The organism is Chitinophaga pollutisoli, from assembly GCF_038396755.1.
Classification (GTDB): Bacteria; Bacteroidota; Bacteroidia; order Chitinophagales; family Chitinophagaceae; genus Chitinophaga; species Chitinophaga pollutisoli.
The window spans coordinates 2,970,330-2,986,577 of sequence record NZ_CP149822.1 but is presented as its reverse complement, the minus strand read 5'-3'; the positions used below and the strand labels follow the sequence as shown (position 1 = coordinate 2,986,577).

The 16,248-nt window shown below is 55.6% G+C and carries 11 protein-coding genes; 8 read left to right on the top strand and 3 right to left on the bottom strand.

Annotated features, from left to right (window positions below; genetic code table 11):
- Positions 1–465 precede the first annotated feature (465 nt).
- Entirely contained in the window at positions 466–1,632 is a 1,167-nt protein-coding gene (locus tag WJU16_RS12240; RefSeq protein ID WP_341838591.1) for a helix-turn-helix domain-containing protein, read from the top strand.
- A 19-nt stretch (positions 1,633–1,651) separates the two neighbouring features.
- The gene (locus WJU16_RS12235) at positions 1,652–3,058 is read left to right on the top strand and encodes a S41 family peptidase (protein WP_341838590.1); all 1,407 of its coding nucleotides are present in this window, start codon (positions 1,652–1,654) and stop codon (positions 3,056–3,058) included.
- 319 nt (positions 3,059–3,377) lie between these two features.
- On the opposite strand, the gene WJU16_RS12230 is transcribed toward WJU16_RS12235, so the two are convergent.
- Complete coding sequence (locus WJU16_RS12230) at positions 3,378–3,797, bottom strand: LytTR family DNA-binding domain-containing protein (RefSeq protein WP_341838589.1); 420 nt, start codon at positions 3,795–3,797, stop codon at positions 3,378–3,380.
- A gap of 467 nt (positions 3,798–4,264) precedes the next feature.
- Between WJU16_RS12230 and WJU16_RS12225 the strand changes: the two genes are divergently transcribed.
- Both WJU16_RS12225 and WJU16_RS12220 read left to right on the top strand, forming a co-directional pair.
- On the top strand, positions 4,265–4,900 hold the full coding sequence (locus WJU16_RS12225; RefSeq protein WP_341838588.1) for a murein L,D-transpeptidase catalytic domain family protein: 636 nt from the start codon (positions 4,265–4,267) through the stop codon (positions 4,898–4,900).
- Positions 4,901–4,948: 48 nt separating this feature from the next.
- Positions 4,949–6,802 carry a glycoside hydrolase family 9 protein gene (locus WJU16_RS12220; RefSeq protein WP_341838587.1) on the top strand — a complete coding sequence of 618 codons (1,854 nt, stop codon included), beginning with the start codon at positions 4,949–4,951 and terminating at the stop codon, positions 6,800–6,802.
- On the opposite strand, the gene WJU16_RS12215 is transcribed toward WJU16_RS12220, so the two are convergent.
- Entirely contained in the window at positions 6,765–7,337 is a 573-nt protein-coding gene (locus WJU16_RS12215) for an RNA polymerase sigma-70 factor (protein WP_341838586.1), read from the bottom strand. The two genes, WJU16_RS12220 and WJU16_RS12215, sit on opposite strands and share 38 nt — an antisense overlap.
- A gap of 161 nt (positions 7,338–7,498) precedes the next feature.
- Here WJU16_RS12215 and WJU16_RS12210 point away from each other — a divergent pair, with 161 nt between their 5' ends.
- The 4 genes from WJU16_RS12210 to nagA all read left to right on the top strand — a co-directional run bounded on the left by WJU16_RS12210 (position 7,499) and on the right by nagA (position 15,199).
- A complete protein-coding gene (locus WJU16_RS12210; protein WP_341838585.1) occupies positions 7,499–8,506 on the top strand; it encodes a FecR domain-containing protein in 1,008 nt (335 codons plus the stop codon).
- A 274-nt stretch (positions 8,507–8,780) separates the two neighbouring features.
- Positions 8,781–12,320 carry a TonB-dependent receptor gene (locus WJU16_RS12205; protein ID WP_341838584.1) on the top strand — a complete coding sequence of 1,180 codons (3,540 nt, stop codon included), beginning with the start codon at positions 8,781–8,783 and terminating at the stop codon, positions 12,318–12,320.
- Between the two features lie 20 nt (positions 12,321–12,340).
- Entirely contained in the window at positions 12,341–14,086 is a 1,746-nt protein-coding gene (locus WJU16_RS12200) for a RagB/SusD family nutrient uptake outer membrane protein (RefSeq protein WP_341838583.1), read from the top strand.
- Positions 14,087–14,098: 12 nt separating this feature from the next.
- Positions 14,099–15,199, top strand: a complete 1,101-nt coding sequence (nagA, locus tag WJU16_RS12195; RefSeq protein ID WP_341838582.1) for an N-acetylglucosamine-6-phosphate deacetylase — start codon at positions 14,099–14,101, stop codon at positions 15,197–15,199.
- A 214-nt stretch (positions 15,200–15,413) separates the two neighbouring features.
- Here the strand turns inward: nagA and WJU16_RS12190 are convergent, their stop codons facing one another.
- On the bottom strand, positions 15,414–16,202 hold the full coding sequence (locus WJU16_RS12190) for an RDD family protein (protein ID WP_341838581.1): 789 nt from the start codon (positions 16,200–16,202) through the stop codon (positions 15,414–15,416).
- Positions 16,203–16,248 lie beyond the last annotated feature (46 nt).

The following is a 16,248-nucleotide window of genomic DNA, read 5'->3' as shown; positions in this document are numbered from 1 at the left end:
CCGGCCGCGCAATCTGCACGACCGGGCCGGAGGGCGAAGCAACCGTCGTTTCCCGGTTGCTCCGCTACGTGTGTCGTGCGGATGAAGAGTCATCCCCAAATGTCCATTGTGTATGTCCAATTTTTAAGTATAGCATTGTTTGCCGCAATTAAAAAAGCCCCGCAATTGCTTGCGGGGCTTCAGTTATATTGGATTCGTTTTATCGTTTATCCATGCATGACCTGCTCCGCAATAGGTCTCCCTGCCGCCGCGTAACGCGCTGACGCCTGAGAAATGCTATGTTGGAAATTGAGTGGCATGATGTTGTTTATTTATTTCGTGATGCAAAGATGAAACGAATTCCGCGAAATTAAAAGTCCTGCGCCGCGCTCACCGCAAAATTTCCGTGCGGAGCATGCAACTTCCCGCGCCCCTGCTCGTCTTTAGGACGAATTCATTTGATCATTTCACTCCGAAACCCCGCACATGCAGACCCTCCAAACCGGCTTGATCTTCCAATATTTCGTGGTGGCCGGCCTCATCAATACGGCCGTGGCCGCCGCGCTATTGGTGCGCCGCCGGCGCTCCGCGCCTTTCCTGTTGCTCCTGGCGCTGATGGTGCTGGTGTCTTTCCAGGCGCTCCTCAACGCTTTCGATCACCGCGAATTCTTCCTCGCCTTTCCGCACCTGAACCGTGTTTCCTGGCTGAACCTTAGCCTGGTGGGCCCGTTGGTATATCTGTTCACCCTGAAAATGACCGGCGGTGGCCCCCGGTTCCAACGTTCCGATCTCCTGCATGCGATCCCTTTCGCGGCGGCTTTCGCGGTGCTGTCGCCGTGGTTTTTCCGGTCGGCGGAAATGAAACGGCAGCTGCTCATGGACTTTGAAGGTTTATCGCGGTTGGATTTCGGTTGGGTGAACCAGGCCAATCTCCTGCTGATTACCGCGTACCTGCTGGCGGCCTGGTGGCGGTTACGCAAATGGGGGAAGTCGTTGCCGGAGCAGCCGCCTGCCGTGCAGGGTTTGCGGTGGAAGTGGCTGCGCGCGTTCCTGGGGTGCCTGCTGTTGATTTTAGGGATTTCAGCGCTGGGGTTCTTCGGCCGTAAATGGAACATCCCCGGCATTACGCATTTTTATCATTACAACTACGCCGCCATCGTGGTGCTGGTATATTGGCTGATCTGGAAATGCCAGACCGTGCCGGAACTTTTCACGGAAGAAGAGAAAACCGCAACCCGGAAATACCGCAAATCCGGCCTCGCCACTCCGGAATCCGGTTACGAACGCCTTTGCCGGCTCATGGAAGAACAGCGGCCCTTCCTAGATCCTGATTTGTCGCACGCCGCCCTGGCGGATCTGCTCGGGGTGCAGCGCCATCATCTTTCCCAGATCATCAACGAACATTCCGGCGGCAATTTTTTCGAATTTGTGAACGGCTACCGCGTGGAAGCCGTCAAAAACATGCTGGCCGACCCGCGCATGCAACACCTCAGCATCCTGGGCGTTGCCATGGAATGCGGGTTTCAAAGCAAAGCCACTTTCAACGCCGCTTTCCGGAAAATGACGGGAATTACGCCTTCCGAATGGCAAAAAGCCGGAAAAATGAAGTACGAGCCGATGGGCGCGGTCGACGGAACACGCTATGGTAGCTAGTTTTGAAGAAAAAATGAAAATGACCAGAAATTGGATCCTCGCCGCCTGCCTCCTGGCGGCCACTGTGGCAAAGGCCATCCCCTCCCTCCCCGACAGCGGCCGGAAAACCAGTCCCGCCCCCGTGTACCTGGCAGACGAACTGAAAGAAGACTACCAGGTATTCCGCAACGCCCTCCGCGAAGCACATGCCGGTCTGTACCGTTACACGCCGCAGCCTGAAATGGACATCCTGCTCGAAAAAGGGGAATCCGGCATCCGCAAAGGCATGACCGAGCAGGCGTTTTTCCGGTATCTCTACCCGATACTGGCCCGGGTAAAAGACGGACACACCAAACTCTTCCGGCAGCACAAACCGGATAATTGGTATGCTTTCCACCAAGCCGGGCTTTTCCCTTTGCAGTTGTACTTCCGGGAAGGCAGGGCTTTTGTGTTGCGCGGGAATATCGAAGCGGGCGCGGAAATTCTGAAAATCAACGGCCAGCCCATGGCATCCATCGTGAAGAAATTATCGGGAATCATCCTGGCCGACGGCGGCAGCCAAAGTGCGAAGTACCGGGAGCTGGATCAGTTCTTTCCCGGGTATTTCGCAACGTTTTTCGGGCCGCGGAATGAATTTGAAGTGCAGTATAAGGAAGTGATGGGCAAACGCGTGACCACCACCCTCGCCGCCGCAACGCATGAACTGCTGCCCAAGCCCCCGGCGCCGGATACGCCTGCTTTCAGGCTGCGCTGGCATGATGCGGAAACGGCGGTCCTCCGGATCAGCGGTTTCCACGAAATGCCGGGCTTCCCGCCGGCCGCGTTCGCGGAAATCAGAAATAAAGGCGCCAAACAGCTCATCATCGACCTCCGCGATAACGAAGGCGGCACCGATCGCCTGGGCGTGCAGTTGCTGTCGTACATCGCGCACCGCCCGTTTCATTATTATCAAAAGCTGACGGTGGCGGGCATCGGGCCGTATTCCTTCGCGGAGCACGCCACATTCCCGCCGGAACTGGAGTACCTGAAGCAGTTCATTAAAAAGGTCGGGGATGAATATCTCTTTACCTACAGCGAGGGATTGGGGTTAAAGCAACCCGCCGCGGAAAACGGTTTCCGGGGGAAGGTGTGCATCCTGCAGAACGGGCGCAGCTTTTCGGTGAGCGGGGAATTCGCCGCCGCCGCCCGGAATCTCGGCATAAAAACCGTAGGTGAAGAAAGCGGTGGTGGCCGGCATGGTAATACCAGCGGTGGTTTCGCTATCGTAACGTTGCCAAACACCAAACTTACGCTGGCCGTGCCTTTGCTCGGTTATCACATGCACCCCGGCGGACCGGGTGGCGGTGGCGTGCCTGCCGATGTAACCATCCTGCCCACGGTGCACGACGTGCTGGAGGGGCGGGATGTGGTGCTGCAAAAAGCGCTGGAAGCGTTGTCCGCTCAATAATGATGAGGACTACAAGGCCGGTTTTTAAAGGCCTGTGCAGCTAAAGTGGGTGTTGCCCACGCCGTGGCCCGTTTGAAGCGATACTGCGCTGCGGGAAGTTAATTTAATACCAGGATAGCCCTTTTTACGTCGAAAATGAGCTTTTCGTAACTATTTCACAATCAGCTGGTTGTTCGTTCATCCTTCGTTCATCCTTCGTTCAACCCCCGTTTTATCGAAGGATGAACGAAGGATGAACGAAGGATTGACGGACGATGGTAATAGGCTGAAAATCCCCTGATCGATACGATATTAACAGTATGCAGCTTAACGTAGGCAATTACTCGCCCAGCCAGGCTTTGAATTGCGCTACTTTTTCGCGGCTGATGATGATCTCGGCAGCGGGGTGTTCCGGCCGGAGATCCAGCTTCAGCTTGCCGTTCCACCAAACGTTGATCCGCGTAATGGCCGCGTAACTCACGATCAGTTGGCGTGTAGCGCGGAAGAAAGCGTCCGGGGAGATGCATTTCTCGATTTCGCCGAGCGACATGGACAGGTAATATTCCTTGCCGTCGTGCGTTTTAATGTAACTGATCTTGTCGCGGGAAAAAAAGTAGGCAATGTCCTGCACGGGAACAGAAATGATGGTTTGCCCGCGTTTGATGGCGAAGCGCTCCTTGTAGGCTTGTTTCTTTAAGAGTACTTCAAGCATTTGCGCGATGTCCCGGATGTCGGGGACTGGGGTTTGAAAAGTAAGCATGGGATTCACATTGTTTCTTACAAAGGCAAAGTAAAGGGATATAAAAATCCCGCGTACCCGGTAAACTACTTATTTTTCGTAACTACTTACATATTTTTAGGCGCCGAATTGACGGAATTGACAACCGGGGGCGGTGATTTGACGTACCCAAGCGAAACGCCTGGGTAATTGGGCGAAAAGCCTTCAGTGCAAATTGTTGATATTCACAAAGGGTTGATAATCAATGCTCTTTTTTTGACGACCTCCCGACAATTCAATGATATTAACAACAATACGGATGACGAATATTTCGTATCTTTGTCTCTAATCGACTTGAGAAACCATTTTTTGACAAACCATTAGTGAACGACATTAACATGAGGCGGATGAAAAAAAGTTTTAGCAAAAAAGTTTACGTACTTCCATTTTTAGTCCTTACTTCCTTACTGAGTCTGAAAGTCTCTTCCATCGGAAAAAAGCACACGGGGGTGGTGGCCAACGCAATCGTTCCATCGGAAACGATGACGGCGGCGATGCGCTATGATTCCCTGGGCCTGGCTGACGCGGGGCTTTCGAAAGCTGCTTTTGAGCGCGCCATGTCGGGGTATGACAAACTTGTTTCGGAAGGCAAAATCAAAAGAGAAAACATCATTTCCATTATCGATTTCAGTTTACCATCGACCAGCAAGCGCTTGTTCGTGATCGACCTGGAGCAGGGAAAAGTGTTGTATAATACGCTCGTGTCGCACGGCCGGAATTCCGGTAAAGACATGGCGACTTCATTTTCCAACCGCCCGGAAAGCTTCAAGAGCAGCCTGGGTTTCTATGTGACCGGCGAAACGTACCAGGGCCAGCATGGTTACTCGCTGCGTTTGCAGGGAACGGAACTGGGTATCAATGACAAAGCGATGGAACGCGGGATCGTGATGCACGCCGCCGATTATGTGAACGACAGGCTGGGAAAAGCGCAGGGTTATATCGGCAGAAGCCTGGGATGCCCCGCCGTACCGGTGAACATGCATAAAAAGATCATCGGCAGCATCCGCAACGGTACATGCCTGTTTATTTACAGTCCCGACCGCGGATACCTTGCTTCCAGCCGCATGGTGCACGCGGCGGCGTAACGGCTTTTACCGGCAGGATTGTCTAATATTGAGACAAACGCCGGAATCATGAAGCAGATCATCCTTTCTCTTTTAATTATTCCACAATTATTGATAGCAAGCGGATCGCGCAGCGGAAACACACCGGCGCCATCCGCTTTTTTGTTGCGCTCCGCGCCGCCCGTTGTGCGCATCAATCAAATGGGATATTTGCCTTCCGGGGTGAAGGTCGCGGTTTGGGGCGGGCCGGCTGATGTTGTTGTAAGGGAATTCAAACTGATCGATTCCGCCAGCGGGAAAACCGTATTTACCGGCTTTCCCGCCAGGGCATATGGCGCGTATGGCCCCTTCGGGCAAACGTACCGCCTCAATTTCTCCGCCGTCCGCACACCCGGCACCTATTACATCGAAACCCCCTCCGCCAGGTCCCCCGCTTTCCGCATCGCCCCCGATGTATACAAAGGCGCGGCTGACTTCTGCCTGCGATATCTCCGCCAGCAACGCTGCGGTTTCAACCCCTTCCTCAAAGATTCCTGTCATACTGCCGACGGATACACGCTTTACGGCCCCATGCCCGACAGCACCCGCATCAACGCCATCGGCGGCTGGCACGACGCGAGCGACTACCTGCAATATTCCACCACTTCCGCCAATACCGTTTACCACCTCCTCGCCGCTTACCGCGATTTCCCGAAAGTCTTCGGCGACGCGCATCAGTCCACTGGCCTCCCCGGCGCCAACGGCGCGCCCGACGTGCTCGACGAAGCCCGCTGGGGGCTAGACTGGCTGTTGCGCATGCACCCGCAGGACGATTGGCTGTTCAACCAGATCGCGGACGACCGCGACCACCGTGGGATGCGGCTGCCGAAGCTGGATTCTTTTTACGGGCGTGGGCATGAGCGGCCTGTGTATTTCTGTTCCGGCGAGCCGCAGGTGCAGGGCGTGAAGTATAAAAAGATGAACCGCAGCAACGGCGTGGCTTCCACCGCCGGCAAGTTCGCGAGCGCCTTCGCGCTGGGGCACGCGCTGCTGCGCAAAACGGACGCGGCATATGCGAAAGCACTGCTGGCGAAAGCGCAAAGCGCGTACAAGCTGGGCGTGGAGAAGCCTGGTGTGCAGCAAACGGCGTCGGTGATGTCGCCCTACATTTATGCGGAAGACAACTGGTCCGACGATATGGAACTGGCCGCTGCGGAGCTTTTCGGTTTAACCCGTGATGCCGGCTATTATCGCCAGGGCTGGCAATATGCGGCGATGGAGCCGGTGACGCCCTGGCTCGGGAAAGACACGGCGAACCACTATCAATGGTACCCGTTCATCAACCTGGGGCATTATGAACTGGCGAAACGCGCTAAGGGCAACGATCGCAACCGCCTCACCGGGTTCCTGGCAATGGGCATTGAGCGGGTGAAACCGAAAGCGGAGCAGAATGCTTTCTATCGCGGGGTGCCGTTTATCTGGTGCAGCAATAACCTCACGGCGGCTTTCGCGATCCAGTGTTACTGGTACGGCATGCTCACGGGGCGCGACCATTTCGCGGAACTGGCGCAGGCGAATGTGGACTGGCTTTTTGGCTGCAATCCCTGGGGAACGAGCATGGTGTACGGCTTGCCCGCGCATGGGGATACGCCCGTAGACCCGCATTCCGCGTTTACGCACATCGGGCATTTCCCGTTAGACGGCGGTTTGGTGGACGGGCCGGTATACGGCACGATTTACGGAAGCCTGATCGGGATCAGGCTGGCGGAAGCGGATGAGTACGCGGCTTTCCAGAGCCCGTTGGTCGTTTACCACGACGACTATGGCGATTACAGCACGAACGAACCTACGATGGATGGCACCGCGGCGTTGATCTATTTGTTGGCGTTGAAGGAAAATGAAGGGCTTACCACGGAAGCATCCAGGCGCCGGCCAGCAAGATAGTGCGTTGCAGGCCGCTGCGCAGCATGCGGAGGGCCTTGCGCATGTGTTGTTCTACGGTGTTGACGGAGATGCCGGATCTTTCGGCGATTTCTTTGTTGCTGAGCTCTTCGGCGCGGCTGAGCAGGAACACCTGCCGGCATTTTTCCGGGAGCTGCTGGATGGCGTCTGAGAGCTGGTGGGTCAGTTCTTTGTGGGAAAGATAGGATTCCACGTCGTTGCCTTGCGCGGCGGGGCGCGTTTCCTGGAAAACTTCGTATTTGTGGTGGATGGATTGGCGGTGGAGATAGTTCAATACGCGGTTCCGCAGTGCGGTAAAAACATACGCTTTGAAAGAAGTGTGGATCTCAAGGCGGTCTTTTCTTTCCAGCAATTCCAGGAACACTTCCTGCACAAATTCGCGCGCTGTTTCGCGGTCGCCCGTCTTTTCATATGCTTTCTTCAGCAACATCACCGCGTACCTTTCGTACAACGTCTCAAACGCTGACTGGTCGCCGCTCTTCCAACGGCTCAGGAGTATGGAGTCGGTATGTTGCACAGTGTGTGGAATAGATTCTGGTCGTTGTTCTTAAGATAAATGTAAGTAAAAATAAGCGCTAAATACAAAGTGAAACCCCGGAAAAATATTTTTTTAAAGCGGATAACGGCAGGTGTTTTATTGTTTGTCTTATACGGTAACCGACGCATCAAATCACGACTATGGGTGTGACAGACATCAGGCATTTATTGGAGAAATACGCATCCGGCACCTGTACGCCGGAGGAGCGGGAAGCATTGGAGGCATGGTACGAAAGTTTCCGGCACCCCCATGCGGCGGACGCTTCGTGGGAAGCGGATGCGGTGCTCACGCGTGAGCTGATGCAGGATTTCCGCGAGATGCAGCGTCGCAAGGAACGGCTGTTTCGTGGCGACAAAGGCTGGCGCAACTGGTGGAAGGCCGCGGCCGTGATTGTTCCCGTTGCGGGCATCGGTGCTGTTTTGTGGATGAGCCGCCCGTCTGCCAGTCCGGCTACTTCGGGGCCGGTGTTAACGGAAGTGCCGGCAGCGCCCGGCAGCAAGCGTTTCATCCTGTTGCCCGACAGCAGTACCGTGGTGCTGCGGGAAGGCAGCACGCTCCTGTATCCCGCGACGTTCAGCGGTAGCGAGCGGATCGTAACGCTCACGGGCGAGGGGTATTTCGATGTGCGCGAGCAACCCGGCAAACCGTTCCGGATCCGTTCCGGGAAATTGGTAACCACCGTGCTGGGGACCGCCTTCTCTATCAAAGCCTATCCGGGACAGGAACATGTTACGGTGACGGTCAGCAGCGGGAAAGTGAAGATCGAAGAGCAGGCAGGCAACAAATTGCTGGGCATCCTGGGAGAAGACCAGCAGATCGTATATGAAAACGACGCCGCGGTCGTGGAAACCCGCCCGGTAAAAGCAGAAGAGAATATCGCCTGGCTGAAAAAAGGAATGGACTTCCATTCCGTACCATTCGAAGACATCGCGCAACAAATTGGAGAACAATACCAGGTAAAAATAGCATTCGCCAACGATGCATTGCGCAAATGCAGGATACGCGCCACTTTTGAAGGCACGGAAACACTCGACCAGGTGTTGTTTGTTTTGTGCACGGTGCGCAACGCGACCTATACCCGGCAAGGCGAAACAATCATCATCAGTGGAGAAGGCTGTCCAAACGAAGAGGGCGCCGCTTCAGAATAAATCGGAATTAGATAGCTTATCATCGATCGGTAACCAAAATCACGCAACATGAATCGGATCATGACGAGGCAACCGTGCCTGCGCCATTAACGAAAAACCCCTCCGTACTGTGGCAGGTCGGGAGGGGAAGGTCTAAAACGTAAACAGCCTGTAAGGGCTGATTCTTCATCATTTTAAACTAATGCAAGTTATGCAAAAATCAGCGGTTTTTGCTAATGGTCGGCTGTTGCCGTTACTGTACAAAGCAGTTTATTCCACGCAAATGCGTTTTGTTATGAGATTTAGTCTGTCTCTGTTACTCTTCATGGTTATGGGCCTCCATTTGCTGGTGGCCTCTCCGCTCAAAGGCCAGGCGCTGGATGAGAAGAAGATCACCATGGAGGCTACCAACATCACGCTGGAGAAGGCGCTGGTGCAGCTGGAAAGGCTTTCGGGGTTCAGGGTAGCGTTTGCTACGGAAAAAGTGCTGCGGCACCAGCGGGTATTTATGCCCATGGGTACCCGCAGCGTGAGCGCCACGCTGAACTCGCTGCTCACCCAAACCGGGTTGGAATACAGGTATTCTGAAAATACCATCATGATCGTTCCCCAGCCCGAAGGCGCTCCTGCTCCCCAACCGGCGGCTCCCGCCGTGGCGGACTCGCTGCAGCCCGTCCGCGGGAAGATCGTGGATGAAGCAGGGCTCGCCCTGCCCGGCGTGTCCATCCGCGTGAAAGGAACCACCCGCGGTGTGTACTCCGACGGCAACGGGCAATTCGTACTCCAGGCCGCCAAAGGGGAAATGATCGTTTTCTCCTCCGTAGGATCCGTGCAACAGGAACACATCGTGTCCGGCAACGCCCCGCTGTCGATCATAATGGCGGCGGACAACCGTAAGCTGGAAGACGTTGTGATCGTAGGTTACGGCACCCAGCGGAAAGGGAACCTCACCGGCGCCGTGAGCACCGTTGATGTTAAGCGCACGCTCGAAGCAAGGCCCATCACCGACGTAGGGCGCGGCCTCCAGGGAGCCGTTCCCGGGCTTACCATCACCACGTCCAGCGGCGACCTCGGCCGCAACCCCAACATCCGCCTGCGCGGGATGACCGGCTCCCTTAACAACAACGGCGTTGGTACCCAACCCCTCATCCTCGTCGATAACGTGGAAGTGCCCAGCCTCCAAATGGTGAACCCGCAAGACATCGCCAACATTTCCGTGCTGAAAGACGCCGCGTCGACCGCCATCTACGGCTCCCGCGCTGCGTGGGGCGTGATCCTCATCACCACCAAAAGCGGCAAGAAAGGCGCTCCTTCCAAAATCGATTACAGCAATAACTTCTCCTGGTCCAAACCCCTCTCGCTGCCCGAAGTCATGAACGGCACCGACTGGGTGCAAACGGCAATGGAAACCCGCCGGCGTACCTCCCAGAATCCTGACCTGGTATCTTTCGGCGTGCTGGGCATGACCTACGATACCACGAGCATCCGCAAGATCAGGGAATGGGAACAGCAATACGCAGGCAAAGACCTGGGCGACGAATTGGTGGCGGGCCGCGACTTCGAAGTGCGGGGCGGGGCCTTCTATCCCTACCGTACCTGGAACGCCGCCGACCGCTGGATGAAAAAAGCCTCCTTCCAGCAGAAGCACGACGTCGCATTTTCTGGCGGTGGCGAAAAGACGGTGTACCACCTGAGCCTGGGGTATCTCAATCAAACCGGGCTCCTGAAAGTGAAGAATGACCGCTTCGACCGGTACAATGCCACGCTCAACCTCAACTCCACCGTTACCGACTGGATGGATGTGCGGGGCAAGATGATGTTCTCCCAATCTAACCTGACCACACCGTTCTCTTATTCCGCCGCTACATACGGCCCATGGTACTACCTCTACCGCTGGCCGCCTACTTATCCCTATGGTACGTACAACGGCCAGCCCATGCGGAGCATCATCATGGAAATGGAGCAAAGCCAGATGGATCGCAACCGTTCGAACTTCAACCGGATGCAGATCGGCGCCACGCTCCGCCCAGTCCGGAACCTGACGGTAGATGTGGATTACACCTATTCCACCACCAACACGCGCCTGCACCAGGTAGGCGGCAAACTGCGCGGGATCAACTTCTGGGCAGGTAACCTGAATTATTCGGAAGACTTCCAGGGCGCGAACTTCGATATGGTGCGAGACCGCTCGAGCTATAACACCATGCATTCCGGCCGCGTTTTCGCGACATATACGCTGGATCTCAACGATGTGCATCACCTCAAATTCCTCGCGGGTACCGACATCGACCAGTATACCAGCGGTTTTCATTCTTCGGAAAGAAGAAAGCTCATTGATCCCAATTTCGGGGAGATCGGCCTGGCGCTGGGCGATCAGTTCGTAGGCAGTGATGCGGGGCATTGGGCCACCAACGGTTATTTTGCGCGGGCGAACTACGATTACAAAAACAAATACCTGCTGGAAATCAACGGCCGCTACAACGGCTCGTCCTGGTTCCCGGAGAATGATAAATGGGCGTTTTTCCCCTCCGTTTCGGCGGGATATGTACTGACGGAAGAACCTTTCATGCGTTCGCTCCAGCCCGCGTTGAACTTCTTCAAAGTGAGAGGTTCCTGGGGACAGGTGGGTAACCAGAACCTCGGTGGTTACCGCTTCCTGTCGGTGATGAATTCCGCCAACAGCAACTGGATCATCGGCGCCAACAACATGCTGACCTTCACTTCTCCCGGTCTCGTTTCCAAATCCCTGACCTGGGAAACCGTTACCACCCTCGACTTCGGCGCGGAAGCCCGATTCCTCGACAACCGGTTAGGCGTTACGTTCGATTGGTATAGCCGCGTAACTTCAGACATGATCACCACCACCGTGGGCGTGCCGTCGACATTGGGGACGGGCGCACCGGTGCTGAATTACGGGGAACTGACGACGAAGGGCTGGGAATTGGCGGTGGATTATAACCACCGGTTCGACAATGGGCTGAACATCAACGTGGTGGGCGCCGTAACGGATTTCAGCGAAGTGCTGACCAAATTCGTGAGCGCCACCCGGAACATTTACGGTAACTACGAAGGCCGCAACCTCGGCGAGATCTGGGGTTATGAAACAGATCGCATGTTCCAGGAAGGCGACTTTACGCAAAGCGGCGGCGTGTATGTGCCGAAGTCGGGCATCCCCGACCAAACGGCCCTCACCCGCGGCAGCGGTTGGTTCCGGTACGGCCCCGGCGATATCAAGTACAGAGACCTCAACGGCGACGGAAAAGTGACGTTCGGCAATGAAACCCTCGACGATCACGGCGATCTCCGCATCATCGGCAATTCCACGCCGCGCTATCAGTACAGCCTGCGGCTAGGGGGCGATTGGAAAGGAATCGACCTGAGCGTTTTCTGGCAGGGCGTGGCCAAGCGCGACCTCTGGGCTTCAGGGCCCGTAGCGATTCCTGGCTTCAGGGAAACGGAAGCGTGGTATACCCACCAGATCGATTACTGGTCGCCCAGCAATACGGACGCCTTCTATCCCCGCCCCACTTACCATGACCAGGCGGAGAGCAACAAGAACTTTTACCGGCAAACGAAATACCTGCTGAACATGTCTTACCTACGCCTCAAAAACCTGACGCTCGGGTACACCTTGCCGCAGCACCTCGTGAGCCGCGCGAAATTCAAAAACGCCAGGATTTACGTTGCAGGCGAAAACCTGCTCACCTTCGACCGGTTAAACATTCCTATCGATCCCGAAATTGACTATCTGCCCGAACAATCGGACCGGAACTCCTTTGCCCGCGTATATCCTTACCGCGCAGAATATTCCGTAGGCCTGCAAATCACTTTCTAATCGATCAAATCTGACAGGATATGAAAATCAAGATATTAACACTCGTATTGGCGGCGATCATGGTTGGCGGGTGTGGGAAGGATTTCCTCACCCGGATGCCGCTCGACCAACTCACCGATGAAACTTACTGGAGCTCGGAGGAAAACGTCCGCGCGTTCGCCTACCGGTTTTATCCCGTGTTTTTCACCGGATACGGCTCCGGGTTTTCCTACGGCCCGTATACTTATCTCGGCCAGGGGCTGAATGATGATTTTTCTCCGGAAACCCCGGGTCAGTTCGCCAAACAGATCCCCACCACTTCGTCGAACTGGTCGTTCGTGCGGGTGCGCGACGCGAACCTGATGCTGGCGCGGGTGGAAAAAATGGAAATGTTGCAGCCGGAGGCCAAAAACCATTGGAGAGGCGTAGCCCGGCTTTTCCGCGCCATGGCTTACTATTCCCTGGTGAACGATTATGGCGATGTGCAATGGTATGACCGTCCGCTCGACATCGTCGAGGAATCCGAGCTGTTCAAGCCCCGTGACGCCCGCACCGTGGTGATGGACCATCTGCAGGAAGACCTGGAATTCGCCGCCGCCAACATCCGTGAGCTGGATGGCGCCAAAGGCCTGAACGTGACCAAATGGGTAGCGCTGGCGTATATGTCGCGGATCATGCTGTTTGAAGGCACCTGGCAGAAGTACCACGGCGGAAATGCCGATAAATCTAAAAAATACCTGGAAGCGGCCAAATGGGCGGCGAATGAAGTGATCACCAAAGGCGGATTCAGTTTCTCGCATAACTACCGGGAATCCTTCAACGCGCTGGACCTCGCTTCGAATAAGGAGATCATCATGTACCGCAGTTATGTGACCGGTTTGCTGACGCATTCCACCATGAGTTACGTGAATACCGACCCGCAGGTGGGCCCGTCTAAAGACCTGGTAGAAACCTACCTCTGCAACGACGGGCTGCCCATCGGATTGTCGCCGCTTTACCAGGGCGATACCACGATGGCGGCGGTGCTCACCGACCGTGATCCCCGGCTCCGGCACACCGTGGCGCCCGCTTTGCGCCCTACCGGTTCGAAAGGCCGTTTCAACAATTACGCGCCGTCATCTTCCGGCTATGCCCACCATAAATTCCTCAACGAATCCGTCGCCGCTTTGCCAAGCGGCGGAGGAAGCCTGAACGAAACGGACGCACCGGTGATCAGGCTGGGGGAAGTGATGGTGAATTATGCAGAAGCCTGCGCGGAACTGGGAACACTGTCCCAGCCCGATCTGGATAAATCGATCAATAAACTGCGGTCGCGGCCGGTGGGAAATGAAGAGCCGCTGCCGCCGCTGGAGGTGCTGGGTGGAAACCCAGCGGTAAACGGGGTTGCGTACGACGATCCCGCGCGCGATCCGCAGGTGCCGGCCATGATCTGGGAAATCCGCAGGGAGCGCCGGGTGGAGTTGAGTTTCGAAGGTTTCCGCCTCGACGATCTCCGCCGCTGGAAAAAACTGGCATATGCCGATACCCGCAATCGTCCCAATATCAACCGTGGCGCCTGGATCAGGCGGGCGGATTGGGTGCGGACCGATGGGTCGGGCGGCTCCTGGCTGGTGAACATTCACCTGACCGGCCCGGATGAAGGTTACATCATTCCGTCCAATTCCCCGGCGGCAGACAGGATTTTTGACAACGAGCGCGTATATTTGACTCCGATCCCCGCGGATCAGATCAAAATATTCTCCGACAGAGGGTTCGTGCTCAGTCAGAATCCTCTCTGGCAAAACTAAACGAAACCACATATGATGCTGGCGCTTACGCAAGCCCGGATTTTTACCGGCAAAGACATGATTACAGGCGAGGCCATTCTTTTGGACAACGGGCGAATCCTGGGACTTGTAAGCGAAAACAGCATACCATCAGACTATTATATCATCCATCATCCCGGGATGACGATCGTGCCGGGCTTGCTGGATCTGCAGATCTACGGAGGAGGCGGCGTCTTGTTTTCAGACGCTCCCTCCTCCGCTGCTTTATACCAAATGGCCGCGGGGCTGCTGAAATCGGGCACTACGGGCTTTCTCATCACGCTGGCCACCAACCGGCTGGAAGTGTTCGAGGCGGCGATGGACATCGTGCACGATAACCCGCATCCCGCCGTGCTGGGTCTTCATCTAGAGGGGCCGTACATTAATCCCGTAAAGCGCGGCGCCCACATCCTGGATTGCATCCGCAAACCGGCGCTCAAAGAAGTGGAAGCGCTCCTCAAACGCGCGAAGGGAACGGTGAAGATGATGACGCTGGCCCCGGAACTGGCTTCGCCGGATGTGATACAACTGTTGCTCGACAACGGCGTGGTGATCTCCGCGGGGCACAGCAATGCCACTTTCGCGGAAGGCATGGCCGGATTCAACGCCGGTATCCAGACGGCCACGCATCTATTCAACGCCATGAGCCCTTTCCATCACCGCGATGTGGGCTTGCCGGGTGCCGTTTATCAATCGCATGCCTTCGCCAGCATCATCCCCGATGGCATCCATGTGAGTTATGAAACACTGGCGATCAGTAAAAAAGTAATGGGGGAAAGATTATTCCTCATCACCGACGCGGTAGAGAAAAGCGAAGGCGCCTATCCGCATATCCGGCAGCAGGACCGCTTCGCATTGCCGGACGGCACCCTGTCGGGCTCGGCGATCTCCCTGGTGGAAGGGGTCCGCAATTGCGTGCAGCATGCGGGGTTGACGTTCGAGGAAGCGGTGCGCATGGCCACGGTGTACCCGGCGAAACTCATGGGCTATACCGATATCGGCGCCATCCGCTCCGGGTACCGCGCCAACTTCACCCTGATCGATGCTGACGGAAATGCCGGCGGCGTGTACATCGACGGGCAATTTCACCAATAATGTTTGAAATCAATCACTTACGCCTAACAGCCGTTTTGCAAAACTGCTGACATGCTACTGACATCCTTCAATGATCCTATAAGGGTGTTCAGCAGGGGCTTGGGTTTGAGGGTGTTTGCTTAAAGGATGACTGAAGGATGGTAGAAGGATGGCTGAAGAAAACAGGGAAGGCCGGGCACATGCATGCGCCCGGCCTTCCCTGTTTTAAACAAACTTATTTGCGTGTAACGAGGTAATTGTAGTCGTTGAGCAGGGTTTCGAGGAACTCCAGCGCCGGCAAGTCCGACTCTATATGCAGTACCTCCTTGATTTTGAAGGAAATGCGCTCAGCCATGACGAGGTCTTTGGTTCGATGGGTGCCGTCGATCACGGATTTTATCTTGCCCAGGTCGCGGTCGGAAAGGCGGAGGATCTGCGGGAATTGGGGTTCGTAATTCTCCACCGCGATCTCCCGGAAGATCGTGTCCTCCAGGCTATGCCGCTGGCGCGTGCGCACCAGGATGGTGCCCGCCGCCATATCGCCCAGCCGCTGGTTCAGGGGCGAGCGCAGGACCATGATCACCGGGATCATCCCAATTACCAAGACGATCAGTGCCGTTAAAGGCGAGGTTTCGGAGAGAATCGCGCCGATCAGCAGCATCGTCAGCAAGGGCGATTCGATCAGCCGGAACATCCAGCGGAGTAAAACCTGGCTGATGCTCGGCCCGTTCCCCATCAGGCTCACCACTTTAATATCCATGATCCGCTTGCCCAGGCTTTGCCCTTTCATCACCAGTTCCGAAATCAGGTAGTACAGCGAAACCGGTAATGCCACCACCACCATTTCGATCATGTTCTCGCTATCGAAAGGTACATTCGCCTTTTTGATGAGATACAGCGCCAACAGGATATATGCCCCCCGGATCAGCAGGTCGAGCAGGTAAGCCACGAGCCGCCTGCCCAGGTCCGCCGCTTCGAACTCCAGGTCAATATTGAATACGGTAGGGATTTTAATATTAGGCATGATCAAATTTAAAATTTATTATATTTTCACTTCGTTATTTTTTATC

What these genes read in the sequence shown, in the direction of transcription:
- WJU16_RS12235 (WP_341838590.1), top strand. Translation starts at nt 1,652, where the DNA reads ATGACCAGAAATTGGATCCTCGCCGCCTGCCTCCTGGCGGCCACTGTG.
- WJU16_RS12210 (WP_341838585.1), top strand. Translation starts at nt 7,499, where the DNA reads ATGGGTGTGACAGACATCAGGCATTTATTGGAGAAATACGCATCCGGC.
- WJU16_RS12220 (WP_341838587.1), top strand. Translation starts at nt 4,949, where the DNA reads ATGAAGCAGATCATCCTTTCTCTTTTAATTATTCCACAATTATTGATA.
- WJU16_RS12230 (WP_341838589.1), bottom strand. Translation starts at nt 3,797, where the DNA reads ATGCTTACTTTTCAAACCCCAGTCCCCGACATCCGGGACATCGCGCAA.
- nagA (WP_341838582.1), top strand. Translation starts at nt 14,099, where the DNA reads ATGATGCTGGCGCTTACGCAAGCCCGGATTTTTACCGGCAAAGACATG.
- WJU16_RS12205 (WP_341838584.1), top strand. Translation starts at nt 8,781, where the DNA reads ATGAGATTTAGTCTGTCTCTGTTACTCTTCATGGTTATGGGCCTCCAT.
- WJU16_RS12190 (WP_341838581.1), bottom strand. Translation starts at nt 16,202, where the DNA reads ATGCCTAATATTAAAATCCCTACCGTATTCAATATTGACCTGGAGTTC.
- WJU16_RS12240 (WP_341838591.1), top strand. Translation starts at nt 466, where the DNA reads ATGCAGACCCTCCAAACCGGCTTGATCTTCCAATATTTCGTGGTGGCC.
- WJU16_RS12200 (WP_341838583.1), top strand. Translation starts at nt 12,341, where the DNA reads ATGAAAATCAAGATATTAACACTCGTATTGGCGGCGATCATGGTTGGC.